We start from the raw sequence: 23,076 nt of genomic DNA on the forward strand, positions 1-23,076 counted from the left end.
ACGGAGGTCGCATTCTACCCCCGCCGCGGCCGGAATGCGACGCCGGTTCGGGGTTTCACCCGACCGAACCCCGGTGCTGCTTCGGGTCCTTCCAGTACAGCGGCCGCGTCTTCCAGTCGTACCGCACCGCGAGCAGGCGCATCGCGATCCCCGCCGCGGCACCGGCCGCCGCCGCGAGCGGCTCGTACCCGTCGACGCACGCGGTGAGGCCCACGAACACCCCGGCCGCCACGACCGCCGCCATGCCGTAGTACTGCCCCGGCTTGAACAGGACCGGCTCCTCGCGGGTCAACACGTCCCGCAGCACGCCGCCCCCGACCGCGTTCACCACGCCGACGAGGACCGCCCCGAGGTGGCCCAGGCCCGCCGCCTGCGACCGGTCCGCCCCGACGACCGCGTACACCCCCAGGCCCACCGCGTCGAACACGAGCACGAACAGCGTCAGCCGGCGGCCGAGTTGGTTGATCGCCGCGCCGACCAGTGTGGCCGCGAGCACGGCCAGAATGATGCGGCTGTCGCGGACCACGGCCGCGGGGCCGGTCTGGAGGAAGATGCCGTCGCGGAGCAGCGCCCCGCCGAGGCCGGTCACGAACGCGAGCGCGAACACCCCCACGTAGTCGTACCCGCGGCGGACGGCGACGAGCGCCCCGGCCACCGCGGACACGAACGTCGCGAGCACGTCGAACTCGATCGGGAGCTGGATACAGGGGTCGGGCATACCCGCCATGATAGGCCGGCCGGGGCGGCTCACGTCACGGCCGGGCTCAACTGGGACGTGTCGCCGGTCGCCAGGTTCGTCGCGGTGGCGGTGACGAACCTCATCGCGGGCGGGAGGGCGGCGAACCGGAGTTCGAACGGCGGCGCGTTGCCGCCCGCGTCGGTGGTCGCGGTCACCGCCCCGAGGAACTTCCGCGCCGAGCCGGCCGCGCCGCTCGCGAAGGACTCGATGCGGAACGTCGTGTTCGGGACGCTGTTCAGCGTGCCGCGGGCGGTCCGGGTGCCGTCCCCGTTCGCGACCGGGGCGAGGAGCACCGGGAAGTTCTGGAGCCGGTTCGGGCCGGCGTCGGGGTCGCCGGCGTCGTTCGGGGTCGGCGCGCCGGTCGAGGCGAAGTCGATCGCGATGCCGGCGTTGCCGGAGACGGCGTTCCGCGTGAACGTGTTCCCGGCCGTCGTCGCGGCGGGGTCGATGTCCACGCTGATCGCGGAATCGAGGTTGAACGCGATCGTGTTCGCGCGCACCGTGTTGCCGGTCGGGCCGACCGCCCCGTCGAACTGGCCGAGGAAGATGCCGTCGGCGAACGACGCGACCGTGCCGTTCCCGAGCCGGTCGCCCCTCGCGTTGGTCCCGATGAAGTTCCCCTCGATGGTGTTGCTGTTCGAGTCGCCGTACAGGAACACGCCGTTAAACCCGTTCGCGCCGAGGACGTTCGCCGCGCCCGCCCCCGCACCGCCGATCAGGTTGAAGCTCGCGTTCTCGACGTACACCCCGTCGGCCCCGTTCCCCAGCGCCGCCCGGCCACCGGCCTTGACGCCGATGAAGTTCCCGAGCACCTGGTTCCCGACCGACTGGTCGCGGATGTCGATGCCGTCGTCGAAGTTCCCGGACAGTACGTTTCGTTGGGCCGCGGTGGTGCCGCCGACGACGTTGAACCCGCCCCCCTCGATGCGAATGCCGTCGCCGTCGGCCAGGACCGAGCCGTTGGGGATCGCGGTGCCGCCGGTGACGCTGGTACCGACGAGGTTGCCGACGACCGTGGTGCCGACCGCGTCGGTGAGGCGGAGCCCCTGCACCGTGTTCCCGGAGATCACGTTCCGCTGCTTCGGGAGCGTGCCGCCGACCGTGTTGGCGCTGCTCCCGGTGAAGACGATGCCGGTGCCGTTCGGCCGCGCCTGCGACCCGCTCGGGTCGGTGCCGACGAAGTCGCCGACGAGCCGGTGCCCGCCGCCCCAAGTGAGGACGATGCCGGTGCCCGCGAACCGGTTCACCGCGAGCCCGCGAACGGTGCTCCCGACGTGGTCGGTCAGCGCCAGGCCGTCGGCCCCGGCCCCGGCACTCGTGCCGTTCAGTTCGATCACCGGCCGCGGGTTGCCGGGGAGGCCGGGCTGCGACCAGCCGTCGATCAAGACGGTGTTGGTTATTGCGGGGAGCGGGGCGGTGGGCGCGATCGACCAGTAGTCGCCGGGGTCGAACCCGCCGTTCTGGTTCGCGTCGGCGAACCCGGGGTCGCTCACCGGGATCGCGAAGGCGATGGTGTCCGCTCCCGGCGAGGCGTTCGCCCGGGTGATCGCGTCGCGGAGGGAGCCCGCCCCGCTGTCGGCGGTGGTGGTGACGGTGAACGTGGCCGGCGTCTCGCGGGGTTCCAGGCACTCGGCCGCGAGGCGGTGGGGCTTCGGCGTCATTTGCGGGGCTCGGTGCGGTACGGGTGAGGTACGGCCGTTGTACGGAGGCCCGCGGCACTCACCAGAGTTCCGGCGCCGGCACCTCGTGGTACTCCAGCGCCCACTCCCGCATGAACCGCACCCGCTCGGGCTTGATCCGGTAGACGATGAGAGACGGGTTGTCGATGGTGCCGAGGTGGTGCCGGAGCAGCGGGTTCGCGTCCCAGATCTCCTGGAGCAGCGGGCGGTCGGTCACCACCTCCGCGACGCCGCTGAGCCGCACCTGGTCGTGCTTGTTGTCGAGGTAGCACAGCTCGACCTTGGGGTTCGCCGCGATCTCGGTCGTCTTGTGGTACATCTTCAGGTTCGCGACGTAGACCGTGAACCGGTCGGTGCGGACCGGCGACACGGGGCGGACCCGCGGCTGGTCCCCGTCCGTGGTGGACAGGTACGGGAACCGGTCCGCGGCGATCACGGCCAGGGCGAGATCGGGGACACTGAGCGGGTCGATAGGTTCGGGGGAGGGCTTTGCCATCGCAAGACCTGCCAACGGGGAGAGTGGGCGAGATCACGGCCCCCCTGCGTGTGGTGCCGGCCGGGACGGCGTGAGGGCCGCACGCGCTCCGCTGATCGGGGACCGGAGCGGGCGCTCGGTCGGCCGGCGCCGGGAGGGACTGTGTCTACCGTGGTGGGAAGATCTTACCCGAGAATCGCCGCGCGACAAACGCCGTTTTTCAACACCCGTTGCGCTCGCCGCCGCGCCCCGGGGCCGGTCGCCTCAGGTACCAACACCTGCTACGTGTTGCGGTTCCGTGGCTCGCAACCGCCGCCGACACTTTCTGACGCCGCTCGGGCACTCCGGCGCGAGCAGCACGCCGCCAGGGGCGCTGCGGAAGTTCGGTCTCACCCGACCTTGGTGTCGCCGCACGGGAGCTCGAGCCGGCAGCACCCGAGGTTGAGCGCCTCGCGGGGGACCCCCGCGGCCTCGGCCTCTTCGAGCATCCCGGGCTTCAGCGCGTAGTGGACGAACCGGCCCCGCTTCGTCCCACGGATCAGCCCCGCGTGCTTCAACACGGTCAGGTGGTGCGACACGTTGACCGGCGCGACCGCGAGCATCTCGGCGATCTCGGTCACGTTGTGCGGGCCGTCCGCGAGGAACCGCACGATCTTCAGCCGCTCGGGCGCGGCCAGCGCGCCGAGGAGCAGTGCGCACCGCTTCGGGTCCAGAGGGTCTTTCGCCACGATCGCTCCTGTACAACGCGGCCCCGGGCGCGCCGGGGCCAGAACTCATGCTGAATCGCGGCGGACCGTTTCCGTTCTGTAGCCGGCCTCTGTGAGGCCGGACCTGCGGGACGCGCACAGGCCCGGCCTCACAGAGGCCGGCTACAATCAGCGCTCGACCCGGCTCCAGGAGGTTCGCGTCTCGTGTGCCGAACGCATCGGGCTTCCCACTTTGAACCTTGAAGTCGAACCTCGAAACTCCCGGTCTCGGGCTCACCCGCCGCAGCCGGTCGGCCCCTTCTCCCCGTCCCCGCCGACGGCCTCGGCCATCACGCCGAGTTGCACCACGCTGCGGGCCTGCTCCTTCTCCAGGTACGCCCGGCCCTTCTTCACGTTCACGTGGTCCCACGGGAGCCGCTCGCTCACCGGGCGCTGCCGGGTGCGGTAGAAGTCCACGTCGATGTTCAGGTCGCGGAACGCGTCCCACCACAGTTGCGGGTTGAAGCACTCCCGCCACCCGTCGAACCGCGCGCCGCGCTTCCACGCCTCGTACAGCCCCGGGCTCACCCGGCGGTCGCCGCGGGTCAGGATGCCCTCGAGCAGGCTCGTCTCGACGTCGTGCTGCTTGATCTTCACCGCCTTCACCCGCTTGCGGCGGTGCAGGTGCTCCCCGGCCCAGCGGAAGTACTCGCGGGTCTGCATCCCGTTCCACTGGTACGGCGTGTGCGGCTTCGGGATGAAGTTCGAGACCGAGGCGATCACCTCCTTGTCGCGGCCGCCGAACTCGCGGCCCACGCGGCTGATCGTCTCGGCCAGGTCCACGATCCCGTCGAGGTCCACGGTCCGCTCGCCGGGGAGCCCGCACAGGAAGTACAGCTTGACGTGCGACATCCCCTCCTTGAACGCGGCCCGGCACCCCTCGATGAGGTCGTCGTTCTTGATCGGCTTGCGGATCTGCGTCCGCATGTCGTCGCGGGCCACCTCGGGGGCGAGCGTCATCCCGGCCCGCCGCCACCCGGACGTGAGCTTCGGCACGCTGCGGAGCTGGTGGTTCACCCGCAGGCTCGGGAGCGAGACGTTCACCCCGAGCGGGCCGAACACCTCGTGCATCCGCCGCACCAGCTCCTCGAAGTGCGGGTAGTCGCTGCTCGACAGCGACAGCAGGCTGATCTCGTTCATCCCCGTGTTGCGGTAGCTCTCGAGTGCCGCCTGCACGATGGTCTCGACGCTCCGCACCCGCAGGGGCCGCTTGATGACCGTCGACTGGCAGAACCGGCACTGCCACGGGCACCCCCGCATGATCTCGATGGCGATGCGGTCGTGGGGCGTCTGCACGAACGACACGACCGGCTTCGTCGGCAGCGGGATGGCGTCGAGGTCCTGGTCGATCGTGCAGCTCTCGATCTGCATCGGCACGTCGGCCCGCGTGCGGTTCACGGCCGCGATGGTGCCGTCGCCGTGGTAGTCGAACTCGTAGAAGACCGGCGCGTAGGCCCACGCGGTGCTGCCCACCAACTCGGCGAGCATTTCGAGCCGCCGCTCGGGGCTCGTGTCGCCCTCGCGGACCGCGACCTCCTTGAGCGCCATCCACTTTTCCATGACCCACGGCAGCGACTCCTCGCCGTCGCCGATCACGAACAGGTCGACGAACGGCGCGAGGAGCTCCGGGTTCTGCGCGCCGGGGCCGCCGGCGACGATCAGCGGGTCGGTGACCCGGCGGTCGCGCGAGAAGTGCGGGATGCCCCCGAGGTCGATCATCGTGAGCAGGTTCGTGTAGCACACCTCGTACTGGAGGCTGAACCCGACGAGGTCGAACTCGCGGAGCGGGGTGAACGTCTCCAGGCTGTAGAGCGGGAGGCGGTTCCGGCGGAGTTCGGCCTCGAAGTCGAGCCACGGGGCGAACGCCCGCTCGCACGCCCACTGCGGGTCGTTGTTCATGATCGTGTAGAGCACCTGGAGGCCGTGGTGGCTCATGCCGATCGTGTACGCGTCCGGGAAGCACATGCAGAGCTTGCCGCGGACCTGGCGGTGGTCCTTGGGCGTGGAGTTGAGTTCGCCGCCGGTGTACTGGGCGGGGGTCTTCACCCGCGGCAGCACCCGCATGACGGCGTCTCGAAGTGCGGTGTTCAGCATCGGAACCGGCCCCGGAATTCGGCACAACTGGAACGGCGTCATTGTAGCAGGTGGACGAGCGGTCCGCTTCGCGCCATCGGCCGCTCCCCGTCTCATTCGGACCGAAGTTTGTCCGGGCGGAGCGTGGCGAAGCGGAATTGAGCCGCATCGGCTCAAGTTATACGCCCGAAACGACTTGCTATAATCTGATACAAAATTGTCCGCAAGAATTAGGTTGATTTGGCGAAAATGGAGTTCATCGGCGACGGGTGGCGCACCCGCGCCGAATCAATGAGAACGCCCCCGGTGGGGTCACTTCCGGGCGTACAGTTTGCGGTCGTTGAGGTACTCCTCGACCGCCCGCGGGACCAGGTACCGGACGCTCAGCCCGTCGGCGACCGCCCGGCGCAACTCGCGGCTGGCGATCTCGATCATCGGGCACGCGACGAACCGCATCCGCACCGCCGCGACGGGCACCCCGAGGGCGGTCGCGAGCCGCTCGGCGGTCCAGAGCATGACGCCGGGCCGCGGGACGACCACGAGCCCGGCGCGCTCGATCACGCGGTGCGGCTCGTACCAGCCCGGGAGGTCCGGGAGCCCGTCGGACCCCATGAGCAGGAAGAACTCGTCGCTCGGCTGGCGGCGGGCGAGTTCGGCGAGCGTCTCGGCCGTGTAGCTCGGCGGCGCGAGCTGCTGCTCGATCCGCTCGACCCGGAACGAGGGGTGGCCCGCGATCGCCAGTTCGATCATGTCGCACCGCTGGTCGAACCGCGTGACCCCCTGCCCCGCCTTGTGCGGCGGGTGCGCGCTGGGCACGAACCACACCTGGTCGAACCCGGCCTGGGTCCGGCACTGCTCGGCGATGATGAGGTGGCCCAGGTGGACCGGGTCGAACGTGCCGCCGAAGATGCCGATTCGCATGGGTCGCCCCGTCGCAGAGTGCCGAAAGCGTCAGCCTACCGGCCGTTGATCGGGCGGCAACACTCCGCGGAGTTCGGCCGCCGCGTGCTCGGGCGACACGGTGGTGATGAAGCACCCGTACCCCCACTCCAGCCCGGCGGGCCGCGCCGTGCGGGGGAGCACCTCGATGTGCCAGTGGTAGTGCGGCAGTTCGGGGGACCGCAGCGGGGCCGTGTGGAGGAACCAGTTGTACGCCGGCTCGGCCCGCACCCCGTCGAGTGCGACCAGGACGCGCCGGATAAGGCCCGCGAGTTCGGACGCGAGCGCGTCGGTGATCGCTTCATAACGGGCGGAGTGCGCCAGGGGCAGCACCCAAAACTCGTAGGCGTACCGCGGGGCGAACGCGGTGACGGCGAGGAAGTTTTCGGACCGGGCGACGACCCGCTCGCCGGCGGCGAGTTCGCGGGCCGCGAGGTCGCAGAACACGCACCGCCCGGTGCGCGCGTGGAACGCTTCGGCCCCCAGGAGCTCGGCCTCGATCGCGTCGGGGACGATCGGCAGCGCGATGATTTGCGAGTGGGTGTGGCCCAGCGACGCGCCGGCCTCGGCCCCGACGTTCTTGAACACCGCGGCGTAGGCGAGTCGGGAGTCGTCCGCGAGCGCGACCAGGCGCGCGCGGTACGCGCGGAACACGTCGGTGAGTTGTTGCGGGGACAGGGCCGTTGGGTCGGCGAGGTGCTCGGCGCACTCGATGACGACCTCGGCGCGGCCGAACCCGGGCGTGGTGAGGAACACCATGCCCCCGACGGCGCAGAACGCGCCGCCGACGTCGGGCCGCACCGCGGGGAACTTGTTCGGCACGACGCGGAGGTGCCACCCGGGACCGTCCGGGGGAGAGCCCGGGTCGCGGTACGCGAGCACCTCGTCCGGGGTGTCGTGCTCCTGCCCGGGGCAGAACGGGCACGGGCGGCGCTCGCCGTTGCGGCGGTGCCGCGGCTCGACGCCCTCAAGGGTGATGGGCCGGTGCGACCGCTCCGGGGCGACGACCGCCCACCGGCCGCACACCGGGTCGCGGCGGAATTCGGGTTCGGGACTCATGCGGGTAGGGTAGTGCGCGTCACCGCGGCGTGCCGGTCCCGTCGGCCGTCACCACCCCGCCGCCCGGGGCAACGGACGGCACAATGCCGCCGGCGTTGACGACGCTCGCGTGCACGGCCCCCGACTGGTACTGGGTCTGTTGAACCTCACCCGCTGCCGGAGTCAGCGCCGCGGCCGACGTGGTGAGTCCGCCGTCACTCAGCCACGAACCGGTGCGCTTGCGGTACGCGATCCGCCACTCCGTGACCTCGTGCGTCCCCTCGGCCACCGGCGTGCGGGGGTCCGTTGCGGTCGACGGGGTAATGCGGTTCGGGCTCCGGACGAACTCCGTCTCGGCCTGGAGGTTCCGGCGGTTCGGCACCTGGGTGGCGACCGGCCGCTCCTCGACGATGTCGTAGTTCGGGCCGACGTGCTTCTCGATGAGCGACAGCGCCTCGGACCGGCTGAACGACGGGAACGTGTCGGTGTTCTCGGGAATGGCGATGACGCCGGAGTCGGCGGTCCGCTCGACGTACCTTGCCTGGGTCGCACAGCCCGACAGTCCGGCAACCCCCGCCGCGACCAGCAGCACGAGACGAGTCATCAGCATTTCCCCCGACGGCGCGCAGCCTTCCCCCGAAGCCTGCCACGCCGGTCTCATAGCGTCGCGCCGAGAGCGTGTCGAGGTGAAAGTCGCTTGCGAGCGCGAGAGGTGCGGAGTACGCTGGCACCGTTCCCGTGGTGGTTTAGCTCGTCGCCCTGCGACGGGACGATGTTGCGTCGTCCGAGTACATGGCTTGTCGTGCGCCCCGGGGAGGGCTGTTCCAGCACCGCTATCGGCCGAACGTCTCCGTGGCCAAGAACGGTCTGGAGCAACCCCGCCGGTCGTGGTTCCGTTCTTGGCCACGGAGACGTTCGGCCGGCGGTGCCGCGAGCCCTCCGCGGGCCAGGTCGGGAAGTAGACGCGCGGGAACGAAGCGGCCCGAGGGACTCCTCGGACCGCTTTCTCGTTCACACCGCCCCGCTCCGTCACCCGACGAGTTCGCGGATCGGCTTCGCGTCGACGAGGAACTGCGGGCGACCGGTCGGGTCGGTCAGTTGCGCCGTGGTCACGTCGATGCCGAGGTTGTGGTACAGCGTCGCGAGCACCTCCTGGAAGTCGATCGGCCGGTCCTTGGCGCTCTCGGCGTACCGCGTCGTGCTCCCGATCACCTGGCCGACCTTCATGCCGCCGCCGGCGAGGATCGCGCAGTTCACCTCGGGCCAGTGGTCGCGGCCCGCGTCCTTGTTGATCTTCGGCGTGCGCCCGAACTCGCCCCACGCGATGACCGTCACGTCGTCGAGCATGCCCCGGGCGTCGAGGTCTTCCACCAGCGCCGTGAGCGCCTGGTCGAGCTTCGGCCCGTGGTCCCGCATGAAGTGGAAGTTGTCCAGGTGCGAGTCCCAGCGGCCGTAGGGGACCGTGACCACGCGGACGCCGGCCTCGACGAGCCGCCGGGCCAGCAAGAACATCTCGTTCGCGGTCGGCGAGCCGTCGAGGATGTGCCTGCCGTAGGGCTTCCCGTCCCCGTACCGCTGGCGGACCTTCTCGGGCTCCTTGGAGAGGTCGAGCGCCTCGACCAGCCGGGACGACGTGATGACCTCGAACGCCCGCTTCTCGAACTCGTCCATCGCTCCCATCGCCCCCGACCGGTCGGCGTCGCGGCGGGCCGTGTCGAACGCCGCGAGGAGCCGCCTGCGGTCCGCGAGGTGGTCGGCCGTCGTGCCCTTCAGTCGCATGTCGCTGAGGGCCGGCCCCTGTGGGAGGAACGGCCCGTGCGCCGGCCCGAGGAAGCCGCCGTGCCCCGCCCGCCGCCACGTCCCGATGTTGTTGAGGCCCACCACGGTCGGGGCGGACCCGGGCACCGGCCCGAGGAGCTTCCCCGCCGCGGCCCCGAGGCACGGCCGCCCCCCGAGGCTGCCCAGCTCATCGAGCTTCCAGCCGGTGAGGCACTGGAACGTGTCGTGCCGTGCTTCGGCCCCCACGATGGAGCGCAGAACCGCGAACTTGTCGGCGAGCCCCGCGATCTTCGGGAACACTTCACAGATGTCCAGGCCCGGCACGGCGGTTCGGATCGGCTTGAACTCGCCGCGGATTTCGGCCGGCGCGCCGGGCTTCAGGTCGAACGTGTCCTGGTGCGGCGGGCCGCCGCCGAGCGTGATGTGGATGACCGCCTTGTGCCGGGACCGGGAGCCGGCCCGCTCCTCGGCCCGCAACAGGTCCGCGAGGGACAGCGAGAGCCCCGGAACGGCCAGCGCCCCCGCACGGAGGAACGTCCGGCGGGTCGCGCCGTCGCACAGGCGGGTCGCGCCGACGGGGATCGACAACATGGTGGGCTCCGAGTGGTTCGAGCTGCGTGCGGCGGGAGGTGTAAGAAAGATTAGATTCGCAAGACTATAGCACGCTTCACGTGATCGCGTGAGGCGTGACACTTTTGGCCGCGAGTAGGGTGTGGGGAGGTGGGAAGAGTACGCGAACAACATCCCACCGAGTCTCATCTTCTCGTTCCCGAGGTCATCATGTCATCGTCCGTGTTGAGCCGGGTTCCGGTCCGAGCAGTGCAGCGGCGCGACCGCCTGGGCGGGTTCACGCTCATCGAGCTGCTCGTGGTGATCGCGATCATCGCGATCCTGATCGGGTTGCTCCTCCCCGCCGTGCAGAAGGTCCGCGAGGCGGCGTCGCGGATGAAGTGCCAGAACAACCTCAAGCAGTGGGGGCTGGCGATGCACGGCCACCACGACGCGGCGCAAACGTTCCCGATCGGGGCAACGAACAGCGGCGGCCGCAAAACCTGGATCGTGTACCTGTGGCCGTACGTTGAGCAGTCGGCCCTCGCGGGGCAGTACGGCAACACGGACGCCGGCAACTTCCACGACGCCGGCCGCATCAACACGAACGCGACGACAGGAGTGTGCGCGCAGACCCCGGGCATCTACTACTGCCCGAGCGACCGGGTCGGGGCGATCTGGAAGGGCGACCCGTACTACCGGGCGCGGAGCAACTACATGGTGAACTGGGGCAACGTCGTCTCCAACGGCACCTCGGCCACGTCCCGTGCCCCCTTCGGGTGGACCAACGGTGCGGCCGGGAGCCCGTTCAAGACCAGGATGACCGACGTCACCGACGGCACGTCGAACACGGTCCTGATGGCGGAGATCATCCTGGCGAAGACCGACACGGACGGGAACGACGCCCGCGGCGACGTGTTCAACGACGACGCCTCGTACACCGGGTTCATGGTGATGACCATCAACACCCCGAACTCGACGTCGCCCGACACGGGGCGGTGCTCGCCGAACACGGACCCGCTGCTGCCGTGCGCCGCGGCCGGGGCCGCCGGGCAGAACGCCGCCCGCAGCCGGCACACCGGCGGGGCGAACGCGGTCCGGTGCGACGGGAGCGTGCAGTTCGTCCGCAACGCCGTCACCGGCACGACCTGGGCGAACATGGGGTCGATCAACGACGGGAACGTGGTCAGCGACGAGTAGCGCCCGAGCCGGCCGCGACACACTCGCACCCATCGGGCCGGCGGCCACCGCGCAGACGGGCCCGCCCGACCCCCCGGCCCCCCCCCCCCCCCCCCGGAACGCAGGGGCGGTACGGCCCCCCACGCCGGATACTGGTGGCATGCTCCGCAGCGCCGTTCTTGCCCTGGCGGCCGTGCTCGTGGCCGTTCCGCCCGCGGGCGCCGCACAGCCGACCGCCCTCGACACCCTGGCCAAGTGGGTCAGCCCGGACTTCCGCGCACTCGACGAGCGGCGCCGCGAGTTGCGGGCCGGCACCCCCGCCCCCCGCGCCCCGCTCGCGGCCTGCCCGGCCCTCGGCTACCACAGCCGGGCCGCGCACACCTCGACCAGCGCCCGGTGGGTTCAAATCGACCTGTACGACCGCCACGCCATCGACACCGTCGTGATCGTCCCGGCCGTCGGCCCGACCGGCGAGGCCGGCCCCGGGTACCTGTTCCCGCGGAAAGTGCGGGTCGAACTCGCCGACAAGGAGGACCTATCGGACGCCTTCCTGGTGGCCGAGATCGGCGTCACTTCCGGCGACCGGCCGGTGATCGTGCCGGCGAACCAGCGGCCCGCCCGGTACGTCCGGGTCACCGCGACCGTCCTCACCACCCGCGGTGCGCTGTACTTCTTCGCGCTCGGCGAGGTGATGGTCCTCTCGGGGAATCGGAATGTCGCCGCGGGGTGCGCCGTCGTCGGGTCCGACCCGCTCGAGAACGGTCCCGTCTGGAGCCTGCGGAACCTCGTCGACGGTCAGGGGATCATCGGCCCCCCGCTCGCCCCCGAACTCAGCCCCGCCAACGGCTACCACTCGGACATCAGCCCCGCCCCCGACGCGGAGAAGTGGGTGCAAGTGGACCTGGGAGAGGACCGCGAGCTCCAGGAGGTCCGGCTCGTCCCCGCCCGGCCGAGCGACTTCGCGGAGCGGAGCGGGTTCGGGTTCCCGCTCCGGTTCCGGGTCGAGGTCGCCTCGGACGCCGCGTTCGCCTCCCGGCGGGTCCTCCTGGACGCGACCGCGGCCGACTACCCGAACCCCGGCGACGGGCTCGTGGTCGTACCGGCTGACGGGTTCCGGGGCCGGTACGTGCGGGTGACGGCGACCCGGCTCTGGGAGCGGACCCAGGACTACGTGTTCGCGCTCGCGGAACTCCAGGTCTACAGCGGCGGCACGAACGTCACCCTCGGGCGGCCCGTGGCCGCGCGCGATACCATCGAGCGGGGGCTGTGGGGCACCCGGCACCTCGTGGACGGGTACGCGAGCCAGCACCGCCTCGCCGAGTGGCCGGAGTGGGCGGCGGTGGAAGCGAAGACGAACCAGTGGCACGCCGCGTGGCGGGCGGTCGAGGCGGCCCTCGACGAGACCCGGGCCAACGCCTACGCCCGGCTCGTCACCCTCGCAGGGTGGCTCGCGGTCGCCGCGGCCGTCCTCGTCGGCGCGGTCGTCTGGCGCGGGCGGGTCGCCCGCCGCCGCGAGGCCGAGCGGCTCCGCGATCGGATCTCCCGCGACCTGCACGACGAGGTCGGCAGCAACCTCGGCGGCATCCTGCTCCTGGCCCAGGCCGGGGACGCGGACGACCTGCCCGAGATCGCCCGCGTCGCGCAGCGCACGGCGGACTCGCTCCGCGACCTCGTGTGGCTCATGGGCCGCGGCCCGGACACTAGCGGCGACCTGCTGGCCAAGCTCCGGGAATCGGCCGCGACCCTGCTCGTCGGGGTCACGTTCACCTTCGACGCCCCCGACGGCTGCCTGCCCGCCCGCGTCTCGCTCGAGTTCAAGCGGCAGCTCTTCCTCGCGTTCAAGGAAATCCTCCACAACGTCGCCCGCCACGCCCGCGCGCGGAACGTCACCGTGAGGTGCGGCCGCGTGGCCGACGCCTTCCTCGTGACCGTGGCCGACGACGGGGTCGGGTTCGACCCGGGCAAGGTGACCGCCGGGACCGGGCTCCGGGGGGTCCGGTTCCGCGCGACCGCCCTGGGCGGCGAGGTGACCGTTCGGACGGTGCCCGGCGGGGGCACGACCCTGACCCTTAACGTCCCGATCAGGTGACCCCATGGTGAGCGCAGCGCAACCGGCCCGCGTGTGGACGATCGAGGACAACGACTCGTACCGGCGGGCCATCATGCGGGTGGTCGACGCGGCCCCGGGGCTGGCGTGCCCGGCGGCCTTCGCGAACTGCGAGGACGCGCTCGCGGCGCTGGCGACCAGCCGCGAGCCCCCGGGCGTGATCCTGCTCGACATCGGCCTGCCGGGCATGAGCGGGCTCGACGGCATCCCGCGGCTCGTCGCGGCCGCCCCGGGCGTGCGGGTCATCGTCCTGACGGTCTTCGAGGACGAGGACAAGATCTTCCGCGCGATCTGCGCCGGGGCCACGGGCTACCTGCTCAAGATGTCCCCGGTGGGGGAGATCACCGCGGCGATCCGCGACGTGCTGGCCGGCGGGTCGCCGATGAACGGCCGGATCGCGCGCCGCGTCCTCGAGATGTTCGCGCGGCTCTCGCCCCCGCCGGCGGACTACGGACTCACCGAGCGCGAGCGCGGGGTGCTCGACCTCATGGTGCAGGGGCTCATCAAGAAGGAGATCGCCTCGGAACTCGACCTGAGCGTCCACACCGTCGACACGCACATCCGCAACATCTACGAGAAGTTGCACGTCCACACGCGATCCGGGGCCGTGGCCAAGGCGCTGAAAGAGAAACTGGTATAAACCCCGCCCGTCCCGTGATTGCGGGATGAGTGGGCGCTGGCCCGTGGGGTACTATTTCTTCTATCCCGCCTGTTCGCTCCTTCCCGCGAGTCGATCGATGCTCCGTCTCCCAACCCTCCCGCTCGCCGTCGCCGTTCTCGCCGCCGCCGCGTCGGTCCTGCTGCTCCGGCTCCCGCTTGCGCAGGAGGCCCGCGGGGTGCCGGCCGCCGACCCGAGGCCGGTCGAGTTCGATCGGGACGTGAAGCCGGTCCTCGCCAAGCACTGTTTCTCGTGCCACGGCCCGGACAAGCAGCGCGGCGACCTCCGGCTCGACCGGCGGGCCGACGCACTCAAGGGCGGCGAGTCGGGCAAGCCGTTCGTCGCGGGGAAAGCAACCGAGAGCCTTCTGATCCACCGCGTCGTCGCGACCGACGACACGAAGATGCCGCCCAAGGGGGAGCGGCTCACGGCCGCCGAGGTCGCGACCCTCAATGCGTGGGTGGAACAAGGTGCGGTGTGGCCCGACGACGGGCAAGCGGTCAACCCCGCCGACTGGTGGAGCCTCAAGGCGATCGCGAAATCGGCCGTGCCCGCCGGGGCGAACCCGATCGACGGGTTCGTGGCCGCCAAGCTCGCCGAGAAGGGGCTCGCGCCGTCCGCCGAGGCGGGCCGGGTGACCCTGATCCGCCGCCTGTACTTCGACTTGATCGGCCTGCCCCCGTCGCCGGAAGAAGTGGAAGCGTTCGCCAGGGACCCGGCCCCGGGCGCCTACGAGCGGCTGGTCGAGAAGCTGCTCGCCTTGCCGCAGTACGGCGAGCGGTGGGCGCGGTACTGGCTCGACGTCGTCCACTTCGGCGAGACGCACGGGTACGACAAGGACCAGCCGCGGCCGCACGCCTGGCCGTACCGCGACTACGTCATCCGCTCGCTCAACGAGGACAAGCCTTACGGCCGGTTCGTGAAGGAGCAGGTCGCGGGCGACGTGCTGTTCCCGGGGACGGTGGACGGCATCGAGGCGCTCGGGTTCCTCGCCGCCGGGCCGTGGGACCTGATCGGCCACATCGAGGTGCCCGAGTCAAAGATCGACGGCAAGGTCGCCCGGCACCTGGACCGGGACGACATGGTCGCCAACACCATCGGCACCTTCATGGGCCTGACGGTGAGCTGCGCCCAGTGCCACAACCACAAGTTCGACCCGATCCCGCAGGAGGACTACTACCGCCTCCAGGCCGTGTTCGCGGCCGTCGATCGCGTCGATCGCCCGTACGACTCGGACCCGAAGGTCGCGGCCCGGCGGGCCGAACTCCAGGCGAAGCGGGCGGCCGCCGCCCAGCACGCGGCGGCCCTCACCGCGGCCGCCCGCAAGGCGGCCGGGCCGGAGCTGGAGGGCCTGGAGCAGCAGATCGCCGACGGGAGCAAGCCGCGGGGGGCCGCGCAGGCACCCGAGTACGGGTACCACTCGGCCATCTCGACCAAGCGGGACGAGGTGAAGTGGGTGCAGGTCGACCTCGGCGGGCCGGTGGCGGTCGATCGGGTCGTCCTGCGGCCGTGCCTGGACGACTTCAACCAGATCGGCCCGGGGTTCGGGTTCCCGGTCCGGTTCAAGCTCGAGCTGTCGAACGACCCGCAGTTCAAGACCGGGGTCGTCCTGGTCGACCAGACGGGGAGCGACCTGCCGAACCCGGGGACGGACGCGTTCACGGCCTACGCCGCGAAGGGCGAGAAGCCCGGCCGGTACGTGCGGCTGACCGCGACCAGGCTGGCGGCGCGGCTCCCGGACGACTTCATCCTCGCCCTGGCCGAGCTGGAGGTGTACGACGCCGCCGGCAAGAACCGGGCCACGGGCAAGGCGGTGACGGCGCACGACGAGACGGAGGTCGTCCCCCGGTGGCGGACCTCCAACGTCACCGACGGAATCTACCCCCCCGGCCCCGCCCGCACCCCCGCGGAACTGGCGGGCCTGAAGGACAAGCGGGACGGCCTCTTGAAGCGCGCCCTCGGGGGCGACAACGCGGCCGACCTGGCGGCGACCGAGGCGCAGGTCCGCGCCCTCGACGCGGAGGTGGCGAAGCTCGCCGGCTCCCGCCGGGTGACGTACGTTTCGACCGTACACTCCGGGGCCGGCAACTTCATCGGGACGGGCACGAAGGGCGGCACCCCGCGGCCGATCTTCGTCCTGTCGCGGGGCGACGTCACGCGACCGGGCAAGGAAGTCGTTCCGGGTGCGATCCGTGCGATCCCCGGCCTGAACGGCACCTTCGACCTCCCGGCCAACCACACCGAGGGCGAGCGGCGCGCAGCGCTGGCGAACTGGATCGCGTCGCCCGACAACCCGCTCACCTGGCGGGTCATGGCGAACCGGGTGTGGCAGTACCACTTCGGCCGCGGCATCGTTGACACGCCGAGCGACTTCGGCAAGATGGGCCAACTGCCGACGCACCCCGAACTGCTCGACTTCCTCGCCGCGGACCTGCGGGAGCACCAGTCGCTCAAGAAGCTCCACCGGCTGATCGTGACCAGCAAGACGTACAAGCAGGCGTCGGCCGCGAACGAGGCGAACACCAGGCTGGACAGCGACAACCGCTACCTGTGGCGGCAGAACCGCCGCAAGCTGGAGGCCGAGGCGGTCCGCGACTCGATCCTGTCGGTCGCCGGTAAGCTCGACCTGACGATGGGCGGCCCGAGCTTCAAGGACTTCGTCGTCGAGCACCCCGAGCACTCGCCGCACTACCAGTACCACCTCCACGACCCGGAGGACGCGAAGGCCCACCGGCGGGCGGTGTACCGGTTCGTGGTGCGGTCGAAGCAGCAGCCGTTCATGGTCGCCCTCGACTGTGCCGACCCGTCGCTGGCGGTCGAGAAGCGGAACCAGACGCTGACCCCGCAGCAGGCGCTCGCGCTGCTGAACAACAAGCTCGCGGTCGCGATGGCGAAGCACTTCGCCGAGCGGGTGGAGAAGCTCGCGGCCGACGACGCGGGCCGGATCACAGCGGCGGTCCGCCTCGCGTTCGGCCGCACCCCGACCCCGAAGGAGTTGGAGTCCCTCACCGCCTACGCGAAGGAACACGGGCTCGCCAACGCCTGTCGCGTGATCCTCAACTTGAACGAGTTCGTGTTCGTGGACTGAGCCGCTCGCGGTTCGCGTGGCACCCTTGTACCGAGACACCTGACGGGATGCGAACATGACCGTGCATCGTGGTTCTTCACTCCGCACTCCGCACTCCGCACTCCGCACTTCCCGAAGAGACTTTCTCTTCAACTCGGGCGGCGGGCTCGGGGGCATCGCCCTCGCCGCCCTGCTCGGCTCCGACCGGCTGCTCGCCGACGCCCCGAAGCGGCCCGACGGCGGCGTCCACCACAAGCCGCGGGCCAAGCGCGTCGTCCAGTTGTTCATGGCCGGCGGGGCCAGCCACGTCGACCTGTTCGACTACAAGCCCGAGCTGGTCCGGCAGCACGGCAAGCCCGCCAACTTCGGCGAGCACGTCGAGGCGTTCCAGAACGGCCTCGGCCCGTGGCTCAAGCCCGTGTGGGACTTCAAGCCATACGGCAAGAGCGGGAAGATGCTGTCCGAGACGGTCGCGCCGCTGGGCGCCGTCGTCGACGAGATGGCGTTCGTCCACAACGTGATCGGCAAGACCGGGGTCCACAGTCAGGGCACCCTGCTCCAGACGACCGGGTTCAACCGCCCCGGGTTCCCGGCGATGGGGTGCTGGGCGAGCTACGGGCTCGGGAGCGGGAACCAGAACCTCCCGACGTTCGTGGTGCTGCCCGACCACCGCGGGCTCGCGTCGAACGGCACGAAGAACTGGGACAGCGCGTTCCTGCCCGCACAGTACCAGGGCAGCGCGATCTACCCCGGGAGCAAGACCCCGGTTGAGGACCTGTTCCCGGACGAGCGGGCGAAGTTCATCACCAAGCAGAGCGACCGGGCCGGGATCGACCTGCTCTCGCAACTGAACCGCGAGCACTCCGCCGGCCGGCCCGGCGACGAGCGACTCGACGCGCGGATCCAGAGCTACGAGCTGGCCGCGAAGATGCAACTCGCGGCCCCCGAGGCGCTCGACATCTCCCGCGAGCCGGCCAGCGTGTTGAAGCTGTACGGGCTCGACCACGGGAAGTCGGCGTTCGACAAGGAGATCAACCCGGTCGAGGAGACGGACTACTTCGGCCGCAAGTGCCTCGTCGCCCGCCGGCTGTTGGAGCGGGGCGTGCGGTTCGTTCAGATCTGGAGCGGGAACGACAACGGGTTCCCGCGACGGAACTGGGACTCGCACGAGGACATCCACCGCGACCACGGCCCGCTCGCGTTCGGCATGGCCCGCGGCGCGGCGGCGCTGATCGCCGACCTGAAGCGGCTCGGGCTGCTCGAGGACACCATCATCCTGTGGACCTCCGAGTTCGGGCGGATGCCGAGTTCGCAGGGTGGCAAGGGCCGCGACCACAACCCGTACTGCTTCACGAACTGGCTCGCCGGCGGCGGCATCAAGGGCGGCACGACGCACGGGCTCAGCGACGACTTCGGGTACAAGCCGGCCGACCGCAAGCACCCGACCGAGGTGTACGACGTCCACGCGACAATCTTGCACCTGCTCGGCATCGACCATACGAAGCTCACGGTGCGGCACAACGGCATCGACCGGCGACTCACCGACGTTCACGGGCACGTCATCCCGGAATTGATCTCGTAGTCCGCGACCCGAGACCCGGCCATGAACCCGCTCGCCCTCGCGCTGCTCTGCGTCCTCGCCCCTGCGGGAGCGAGCGCCCCGCTCACGGAAGCCCCGTTCCCGCGGGAAGCGACCGCGAGGGCCCTTGCCCCCGCCCCGCGGCTCGTCACACTTCGGGTGACCGCACCCCCGCCCGGGTTCAACGCCAAGTACACGAAGTACGTGAGCGCACGGGGGTTCCCCGTACTCGGCTCGGCGAAGGTCAACGACCACGCGCTCCTCGAAGCGGCGTACCTCATCAACCAGATGCTGGACCCGCGGCCGGACGTGCGCCAGGCGCTCATCGAGAGCGGGTGCCGGTTCGCGGTGATGGCGGCCGACGAGTTCACCACCGACGTCCCCGAGCACAGCGACCTGACGCCGAAGGCGTACTACGACCGCCGCGCCCGCGGCCTCGGCCCCACCCGCGCCCGCCCGGCCGTATCGTGCGGCGAGGAGAACCTCCTCGGCCTGCCGGGCGACCCGTACCGCCAGGAGAACATCCTGGTTCACGAGTTCGCCCACGCGATGCACCTGATGGGGCTGAAGACCGCGGACAAGGAGTTCGACGCGCGGCTCAAGAAGACCTACGACAGGGCCGTCGGCGACGGGCTGTGGAAGGACAAGTACGCCGGGAAGAACAAGGAGGAGTACTGGGCCGAGGTGGTGCAGTCGTACTTCGACACCAACCGGCTTCCGGACCACGACCACAACCACGTCCGCACCCGCGGCGAACTCGAGAAGTACGACCCGCGGGCGTTCGCGCTGGTGGACGAGGTGTTCCGCGGGAGCGAGTGGCGGTACGTCCGCCCGGCCGACCGCACGGAGCCCGGCCACCTCGCCGGGTTCGACCCCAAAGCGGTGAAGCCCTTCCGCTGGCCGGCCGAGCCGAAGGACCCACCGAAGAAGTGACGGCTGCTCGACGGGCGCGTGGCCGGCTGCGTACAACAGGTCAAACCGACCTCCCCTGTTGGCGCTGCCACGCCGCCCGAACCATGAACCCACCGACCACGTCCCGCGGCCGCTACCTCACCCTCGTTGCCGCCCTCATGGGTTGGATGTTCGACGGCATGGAGATGGGCCTCTTCCCGCTCGTCGGCCGCAACGCCCTGGAGGAGTGGCTCCGCGACCCCAGCGACCCGGCGCGGCCCGACAAGGGGAGCGTCGATAAGTGGTTCGGCATCGTCATGGCGTGCTTCCTCGTCGGTGCGGCGACCGGCGGGGTCGTGTTCGGGTGGCTCGGCGACAAGATCGGCCGGGTCCGGGCGATGACCGCCAGCGTGCTGATGTACTCGCTCTGTAGCGGGCTCTCGGCCGCGTCCGGGTCGCCCGAGGTGCTCGCGGCCCTGCGGTTCCTGGGCGCGCTCGGGATGGGCGGCGAGTGGGCGCTCGGCGTCGCACTCGTGATGGAGGTGTGGCCGAACGCCTCGCGGGCCTGGCTGGCGGGCCTGATCGGCGCGTTCGGGAACTTCGGGTACACCGTCTGCGGGTTCATCAAACTCGGCCTCAACCGCGTCGGCGAAGAGGTGCCCGTCTGGCTCACAACCGTGGGAATCCCGCAGGACGTGGCCGCGAAGCTCACCTCGCACGGCGACTGGCGGCTGCTGATGCTCATGGGCGCGCTCCCGGCCCTGCTCACGCTCCTGATCCGGCTGTTCGTCCCCGAGTCCGAGAAGTGGGAGAAGGAAAAGGCCTCCGGCGCGGCGTCGCACTGGTCGAGCCGCGACCTGCTCGGGGTGCTGATCGGAGCGGGGGCGGCCGTCGGCATCATCGCCGTGTGGTCCACACCCGGCCTGAGTTTGCTCGCACGGGTCTCGATCTCGGTCGTCGCGCTCGTGGTGGTGATCGTCGGCTACCTCACCCCGGCCCGCGGCTACCTCTCGCGGTCGCCGCTCTCGCCCGAGGCAAGGCGCGAGACGCTCCTGCGGATGCTCCTCGCGGCGGGGCTGAGCGGCGTTCCGCTACTGGCGACGTGGGCCGGGCTCATGTGGGTGTACATGTTCGTCGGCACCCTGCCCGGGGGCACGTCGCCCGACGCCCGGCCGTGGGTGCAGGTGTCGTCGTCGATCGGGGCGGCGATCGGGTGCGTCGGAGCGGCGCTCCTCGGCGGCGGGCTCGGCCGCCGGCCGGTCTATGCCGCGCTGTGCGTCCTGTCGATGGTCACGATGGTCGGGTTCTACAAGCTGAACTCCGTGTACGGCCTCGCGTTCGTGCTGTCGGCCGGGCTGCTCGGCATGATCTCGGCGTCGTTCTACGGCTGGCTCCCGCTGTACCTCCCGGAACTGTTCCGCACCTCGGTCCGGGCCACCGGCCAGGGGTTCGGGTTCAACTTCGGGCGGATCATCGCCGCCGTCGGCCAACTCCAGATGCTGAACCTCCTCGATGCGTTCGACCGCAACTACGCCAACGCCTGCGCCGTCGTTGCGGTCGTCTACCTGTTCGGGCTGGTGCTGATCGCGTTCGCCCCCGAGACCAAGGGCAAACCGCTGCCCGAGTAGGTACCAGAGCGGGGGCAACAGCTACCACTTCCCGGTCGGGATGAGCGCTTGCGGGAAGCCGGCGGAGGAGACGCCGAGGAACACGAAGCACATCTCGTCGGTCGTCTGCTCGCCGAGCCGCACCACCTTCGGCGGCGAACTCGGGTTGTTCGGGTTCTCGGCCGAGTTGTCGAACGTCGCCCGCACCCGCAGGACCGTCCCCTGCGGGAGCTTCAGCGGCTCCTTCAGGTCGTACTGCTCCTGCCAGTTGTAGTCCCACACCGGGATGCGGATGAGGCTCCGCTCCTTCTCGCCGGGGAGGGTCGCGAACAGCTCGATGTCCTTCCCGAGCAGGTGCATGTGCGGGATCAGGCGGTACACGGTCGCGTCCTCGGTCGTGCGCCACGACCGGTCCACGACGTACTCCTTCTGGCCCGCCGGGATCGCCCAGAACAGTCCGGCCACCGGCAGCGACGAGAACCGCTCCTTCGCAGGCCTCTTGGCGAAGTACAGCCCGACCCGGGTGCGGTCCGTCTCCTCCTTGCCGGTGCGGTGGTAGTGGATCTGGATGGCGATGTCGGAGCCCTTCGGGAGCCGGATCGCGACGCCGTCGGGCAGCAGTTTCGGGAGCATCCCCGGTGCCCAGCCGCCGAGGATGCCGGAGCGGTCCGGGACGAACCCGAACCCCATCTTCACCGCGTAGCCCGGTCCGCGGTCCGCGTCCGTGGGGTCCGCCTTCGCGGCGGCCTGGCCCTGGAGCTTGCGAGCCGTCCCGGTGCGGTCGATCAGGTTCACCGTGTGGTGGACGACCTTCGGGTTCCCGGGCCGGATCTCGACGGCGACCACGTCCTTGTCCTCGGTCAGGTTCGTCGGGAACACGAGGACGCGGAAGTGGTCCGGCCCCTTCGCCGCGACGGTCACGTCGGAACTGGCTTCGAGGACCATGTCCGGCTCGCCGAGCGTCCAGGTGTCGTCGAACTTCAGCGGGGCGGGGGCGTCCTTCGGGTCGCCCTCGGGCATCCCCTGCGCGACCCACTGCTCCAGCACCTTCGCGGCCGCGGGCGGCAGGCTCCGCTCGCCGGCCAGCAGCGCGTTCGGGGCCGGCTTCCACGGCGGCATCCTCTTCGCGGCGACCTCCTCGACGCACAGGTCGGCCCACTTCGCCGCCTGCTTGTACGTCAGGAGCGGGAACGGTCCGGCCTGGCCCGGCCGGTGGCACGACTGGCAGTGCGACTGGAGCACCGGCAGCACGTCCTTGTGGAAGGTGACGGCCCCCGCTGCCGCGGCCGGCTTCACCTCGGCGACGCTGATCGGGCACCCGAGCGCCTTCGTCTCGGGCTCGCTCACGGCCTTCCCCGCCAAGAGTTCGTCGAGCGCCAAGGCGAGGTCGTGCCGGGTGACCACGGCCCGCGGCTTGAGCCGGGCGGCGAACCCGTCGTCGATCCGCCCGCGGTACCGCACCACCTGCTTCTCGTCGAGGACGACGGCTTCGGGGGTGACCTTGGGTGCGAGCGCCGCGACCGACACCTGCTCGCGGTCGGCGAATACCGGGAACGGAACCTTGTACTCCTTCGCGTGCGCCGTCGCCTGTGCCGCGGTCGCGTCCGGGTCCGGGAACACGCCGACGACCGCGACGCCCTTGTCGGCGTACTTGGTCGCGACCTCGCCCAGCACCGGGAGGTACCCGTTCGACATCGGGCACTCGAGCGCGAGGAACGCGACGACCGTGAACTTCGCCTTCTGATCGGCGACCGCCCACTTCTTCCCGCCGGCGTCGGTCAGCGAGAACGCGGCGACGGGCTTCGCGGCGGCGGGGCGCGCGGCGCCCGATGGGACCAGCGCGAGAGCGGCGACGAGTGCCGGGACGATGAAGCGGAGCGGCATGAGTGGAATCTCCTGTTGGCAGCAGTCAAAATAGCTCAAAAGTGGCGACTCGCTCCGCGAGTCGCACCCCGGCGCACGGAGCCGGCC

17 protein-coding genes are annotated in these 23,076 nt (G+C 70.8%); 7 read left to right on the top strand and 10 right to left on the bottom strand.

What is annotated here, in order from left to right; all coding sequences use genetic code 11:
* Positions 1-55: 55 nt before the first annotated feature.
* The 9 genes from ACTIGN_RS00525 to ACTIGN_RS00565 form a co-directional block, all read right to left on the bottom strand.
* Positions 56-718, bottom strand: coding sequence for a trimeric intracellular cation channel family protein (locus ACTIGN_RS00525; RefSeq protein WP_439620392.1), 663 nt, complete (start codon positions 716-718; stop codon positions 56-58).
* Between the two features lie 29 nt (positions 719-747).
* Complete coding sequence (locus tag ACTIGN_RS00530) at positions 748-2,400, bottom strand: hypothetical protein (RefSeq protein ID WP_439620393.1); 1,653 nt, start codon at positions 2,398-2,400, stop codon at positions 748-750.
* A gap of 58 nt (positions 2,401-2,458) precedes the next feature.
* Entirely contained in the window at positions 2,459-2,914 is a 456-nt protein-coding gene (locus tag ACTIGN_RS00535) for a pyridoxamine 5'-phosphate oxidase family protein (RefSeq protein WP_439620395.1), read from the bottom strand.
* 368 nt (positions 2,915-3,282) lie between these two features.
* Entirely contained in the window at positions 3,283-3,621 is a 339-nt protein-coding gene (locus ACTIGN_RS00540) for an ArsR/SmtB family transcription factor (protein WP_439620397.1), read from the bottom strand.
* 252 nt (positions 3,622-3,873) lie between these two features.
* Complete coding sequence (locus tag ACTIGN_RS00545; RefSeq protein WP_439620399.1) at positions 3,874-5,733, bottom strand: TIGR03960 family B12-binding radical SAM protein; 1,860 nt, start codon at positions 5,731-5,733, stop codon at positions 3,874-3,876.
* 291 nt (positions 5,734-6,024) lie between these two features.
* Positions 6,025-6,633 carry a nicotinate-nucleotide adenylyltransferase gene (nadD, locus tag ACTIGN_RS00550; RefSeq protein ID WP_439620401.1) on the bottom strand — a complete coding sequence of 203 codons (609 nt, stop codon included), beginning with the start codon at positions 6,631-6,633 and terminating at the stop codon, positions 6,025-6,027.
* Between the two features lie 30 nt (positions 6,634-6,663).
* Complete coding sequence (locus ACTIGN_RS00555) at positions 6,664-7,710, bottom strand: galactose-1-phosphate uridylyltransferase (protein ID WP_439620402.1); 1,047 nt, start codon at positions 7,708-7,710, stop codon at positions 6,664-6,666.
* Between the two features lie 19 nt (positions 7,711-7,729).
* Complete coding sequence (locus ACTIGN_RS00560) at positions 7,730-8,293, bottom strand: hypothetical protein (RefSeq protein WP_439620404.1); 564 nt, start codon at positions 8,291-8,293, stop codon at positions 7,730-7,732.
* Between the two features lie 425 nt (positions 8,294-8,718).
* On the bottom strand, positions 8,719-10,059 hold the full coding sequence (locus ACTIGN_RS00565) for a DUF1501 domain-containing protein (protein ID WP_439620406.1): 1,341 nt from the start codon (positions 10,057-10,059) through the stop codon (positions 8,719-8,721).
* Positions 10,060-10,248: 189 nt separating this feature from the next.
* Between ACTIGN_RS00565 and ACTIGN_RS00570 the strand changes: the two genes are divergently transcribed.
* The 7 genes from ACTIGN_RS00570 (at position 10,249) to ACTIGN_RS00600 (ending at position 21,126) form a co-directional block, all read left to right on the top strand.
* Positions 10,249-11,217: a DUF1559 domain-containing protein gene (locus tag ACTIGN_RS00570; protein ID WP_439620407.1), complete on the top strand. Its 969-nt coding sequence runs from the start codon at positions 10,249-10,251 to the stop codon at positions 11,215-11,217.
* A gap of 139 nt (positions 11,218-11,356) precedes the next feature.
* Positions 11,357-13,285, top strand: a complete 1,929-nt coding sequence (locus ACTIGN_RS00575) for an ATP-binding protein (RefSeq protein WP_439620408.1) — start codon at positions 11,357-11,359, stop codon at positions 13,283-13,285.
* A 4-nt stretch (positions 13,286-13,289) separates the two neighbouring features.
* Entirely contained in the window at positions 13,290-13,943 is a 654-nt protein-coding gene (locus ACTIGN_RS00580; RefSeq protein WP_439620409.1) for a response regulator, read from the top strand.
* 97 nt (positions 13,944-14,040) lie between these two features.
* The gene (locus ACTIGN_RS00585) at positions 14,041-17,049 is read left to right on the top strand and encodes a DUF1553 domain-containing protein (protein ID WP_439620410.1); all 3,009 of its coding nucleotides are present in this window, start codon (positions 14,041-14,043) and stop codon (positions 17,047-17,049) included.
* Between the two features lie 55 nt (positions 17,050-17,104).
* The gene (locus tag ACTIGN_RS00590; RefSeq protein WP_439620411.1) at positions 17,105-18,610 is read left to right on the top strand and encodes a DUF1501 domain-containing protein; all 1,506 of its coding nucleotides are present in this window, start codon (positions 17,105-17,107) and stop codon (positions 18,608-18,610) included.
* A gap of 21 nt (positions 18,611-18,631) precedes the next feature.
* Positions 18,632-19,540 carry a hypothetical protein gene (locus ACTIGN_RS00595; RefSeq protein WP_439620412.1) on the top strand — a complete coding sequence of 303 codons (909 nt, stop codon included), beginning with the start codon at positions 18,632-18,634 and terminating at the stop codon, positions 19,538-19,540.
* Positions 19,541-19,623: 83 nt separating this feature from the next.
* On the top strand, positions 19,624-21,126 hold the full coding sequence (locus ACTIGN_RS00600; protein WP_439620413.1) for an MFS transporter: 1,503 nt from the start codon (positions 19,624-19,626) through the stop codon (positions 21,124-21,126).
* Between the two features lie 21 nt (positions 21,127-21,147).
* Here ACTIGN_RS00600 and ACTIGN_RS00605 read toward each other — a convergent pair whose 3' ends face one another.
* Complete coding sequence (locus tag ACTIGN_RS00605; RefSeq protein WP_439620414.1) at positions 21,148-22,989, bottom strand: redoxin domain-containing protein; 1,842 nt, start codon at positions 22,987-22,989, stop codon at positions 21,148-21,150.
* Positions 22,990-23,076 lie beyond the last annotated feature (87 nt).

This window comes from Gemmata sp. (assembly GCF_051859125.1).
In the GTDB taxonomy this organism is placed as follows: Bacteria; Planctomycetota; Planctomycetia; order Gemmatales; family Gemmataceae; genus Gemmata.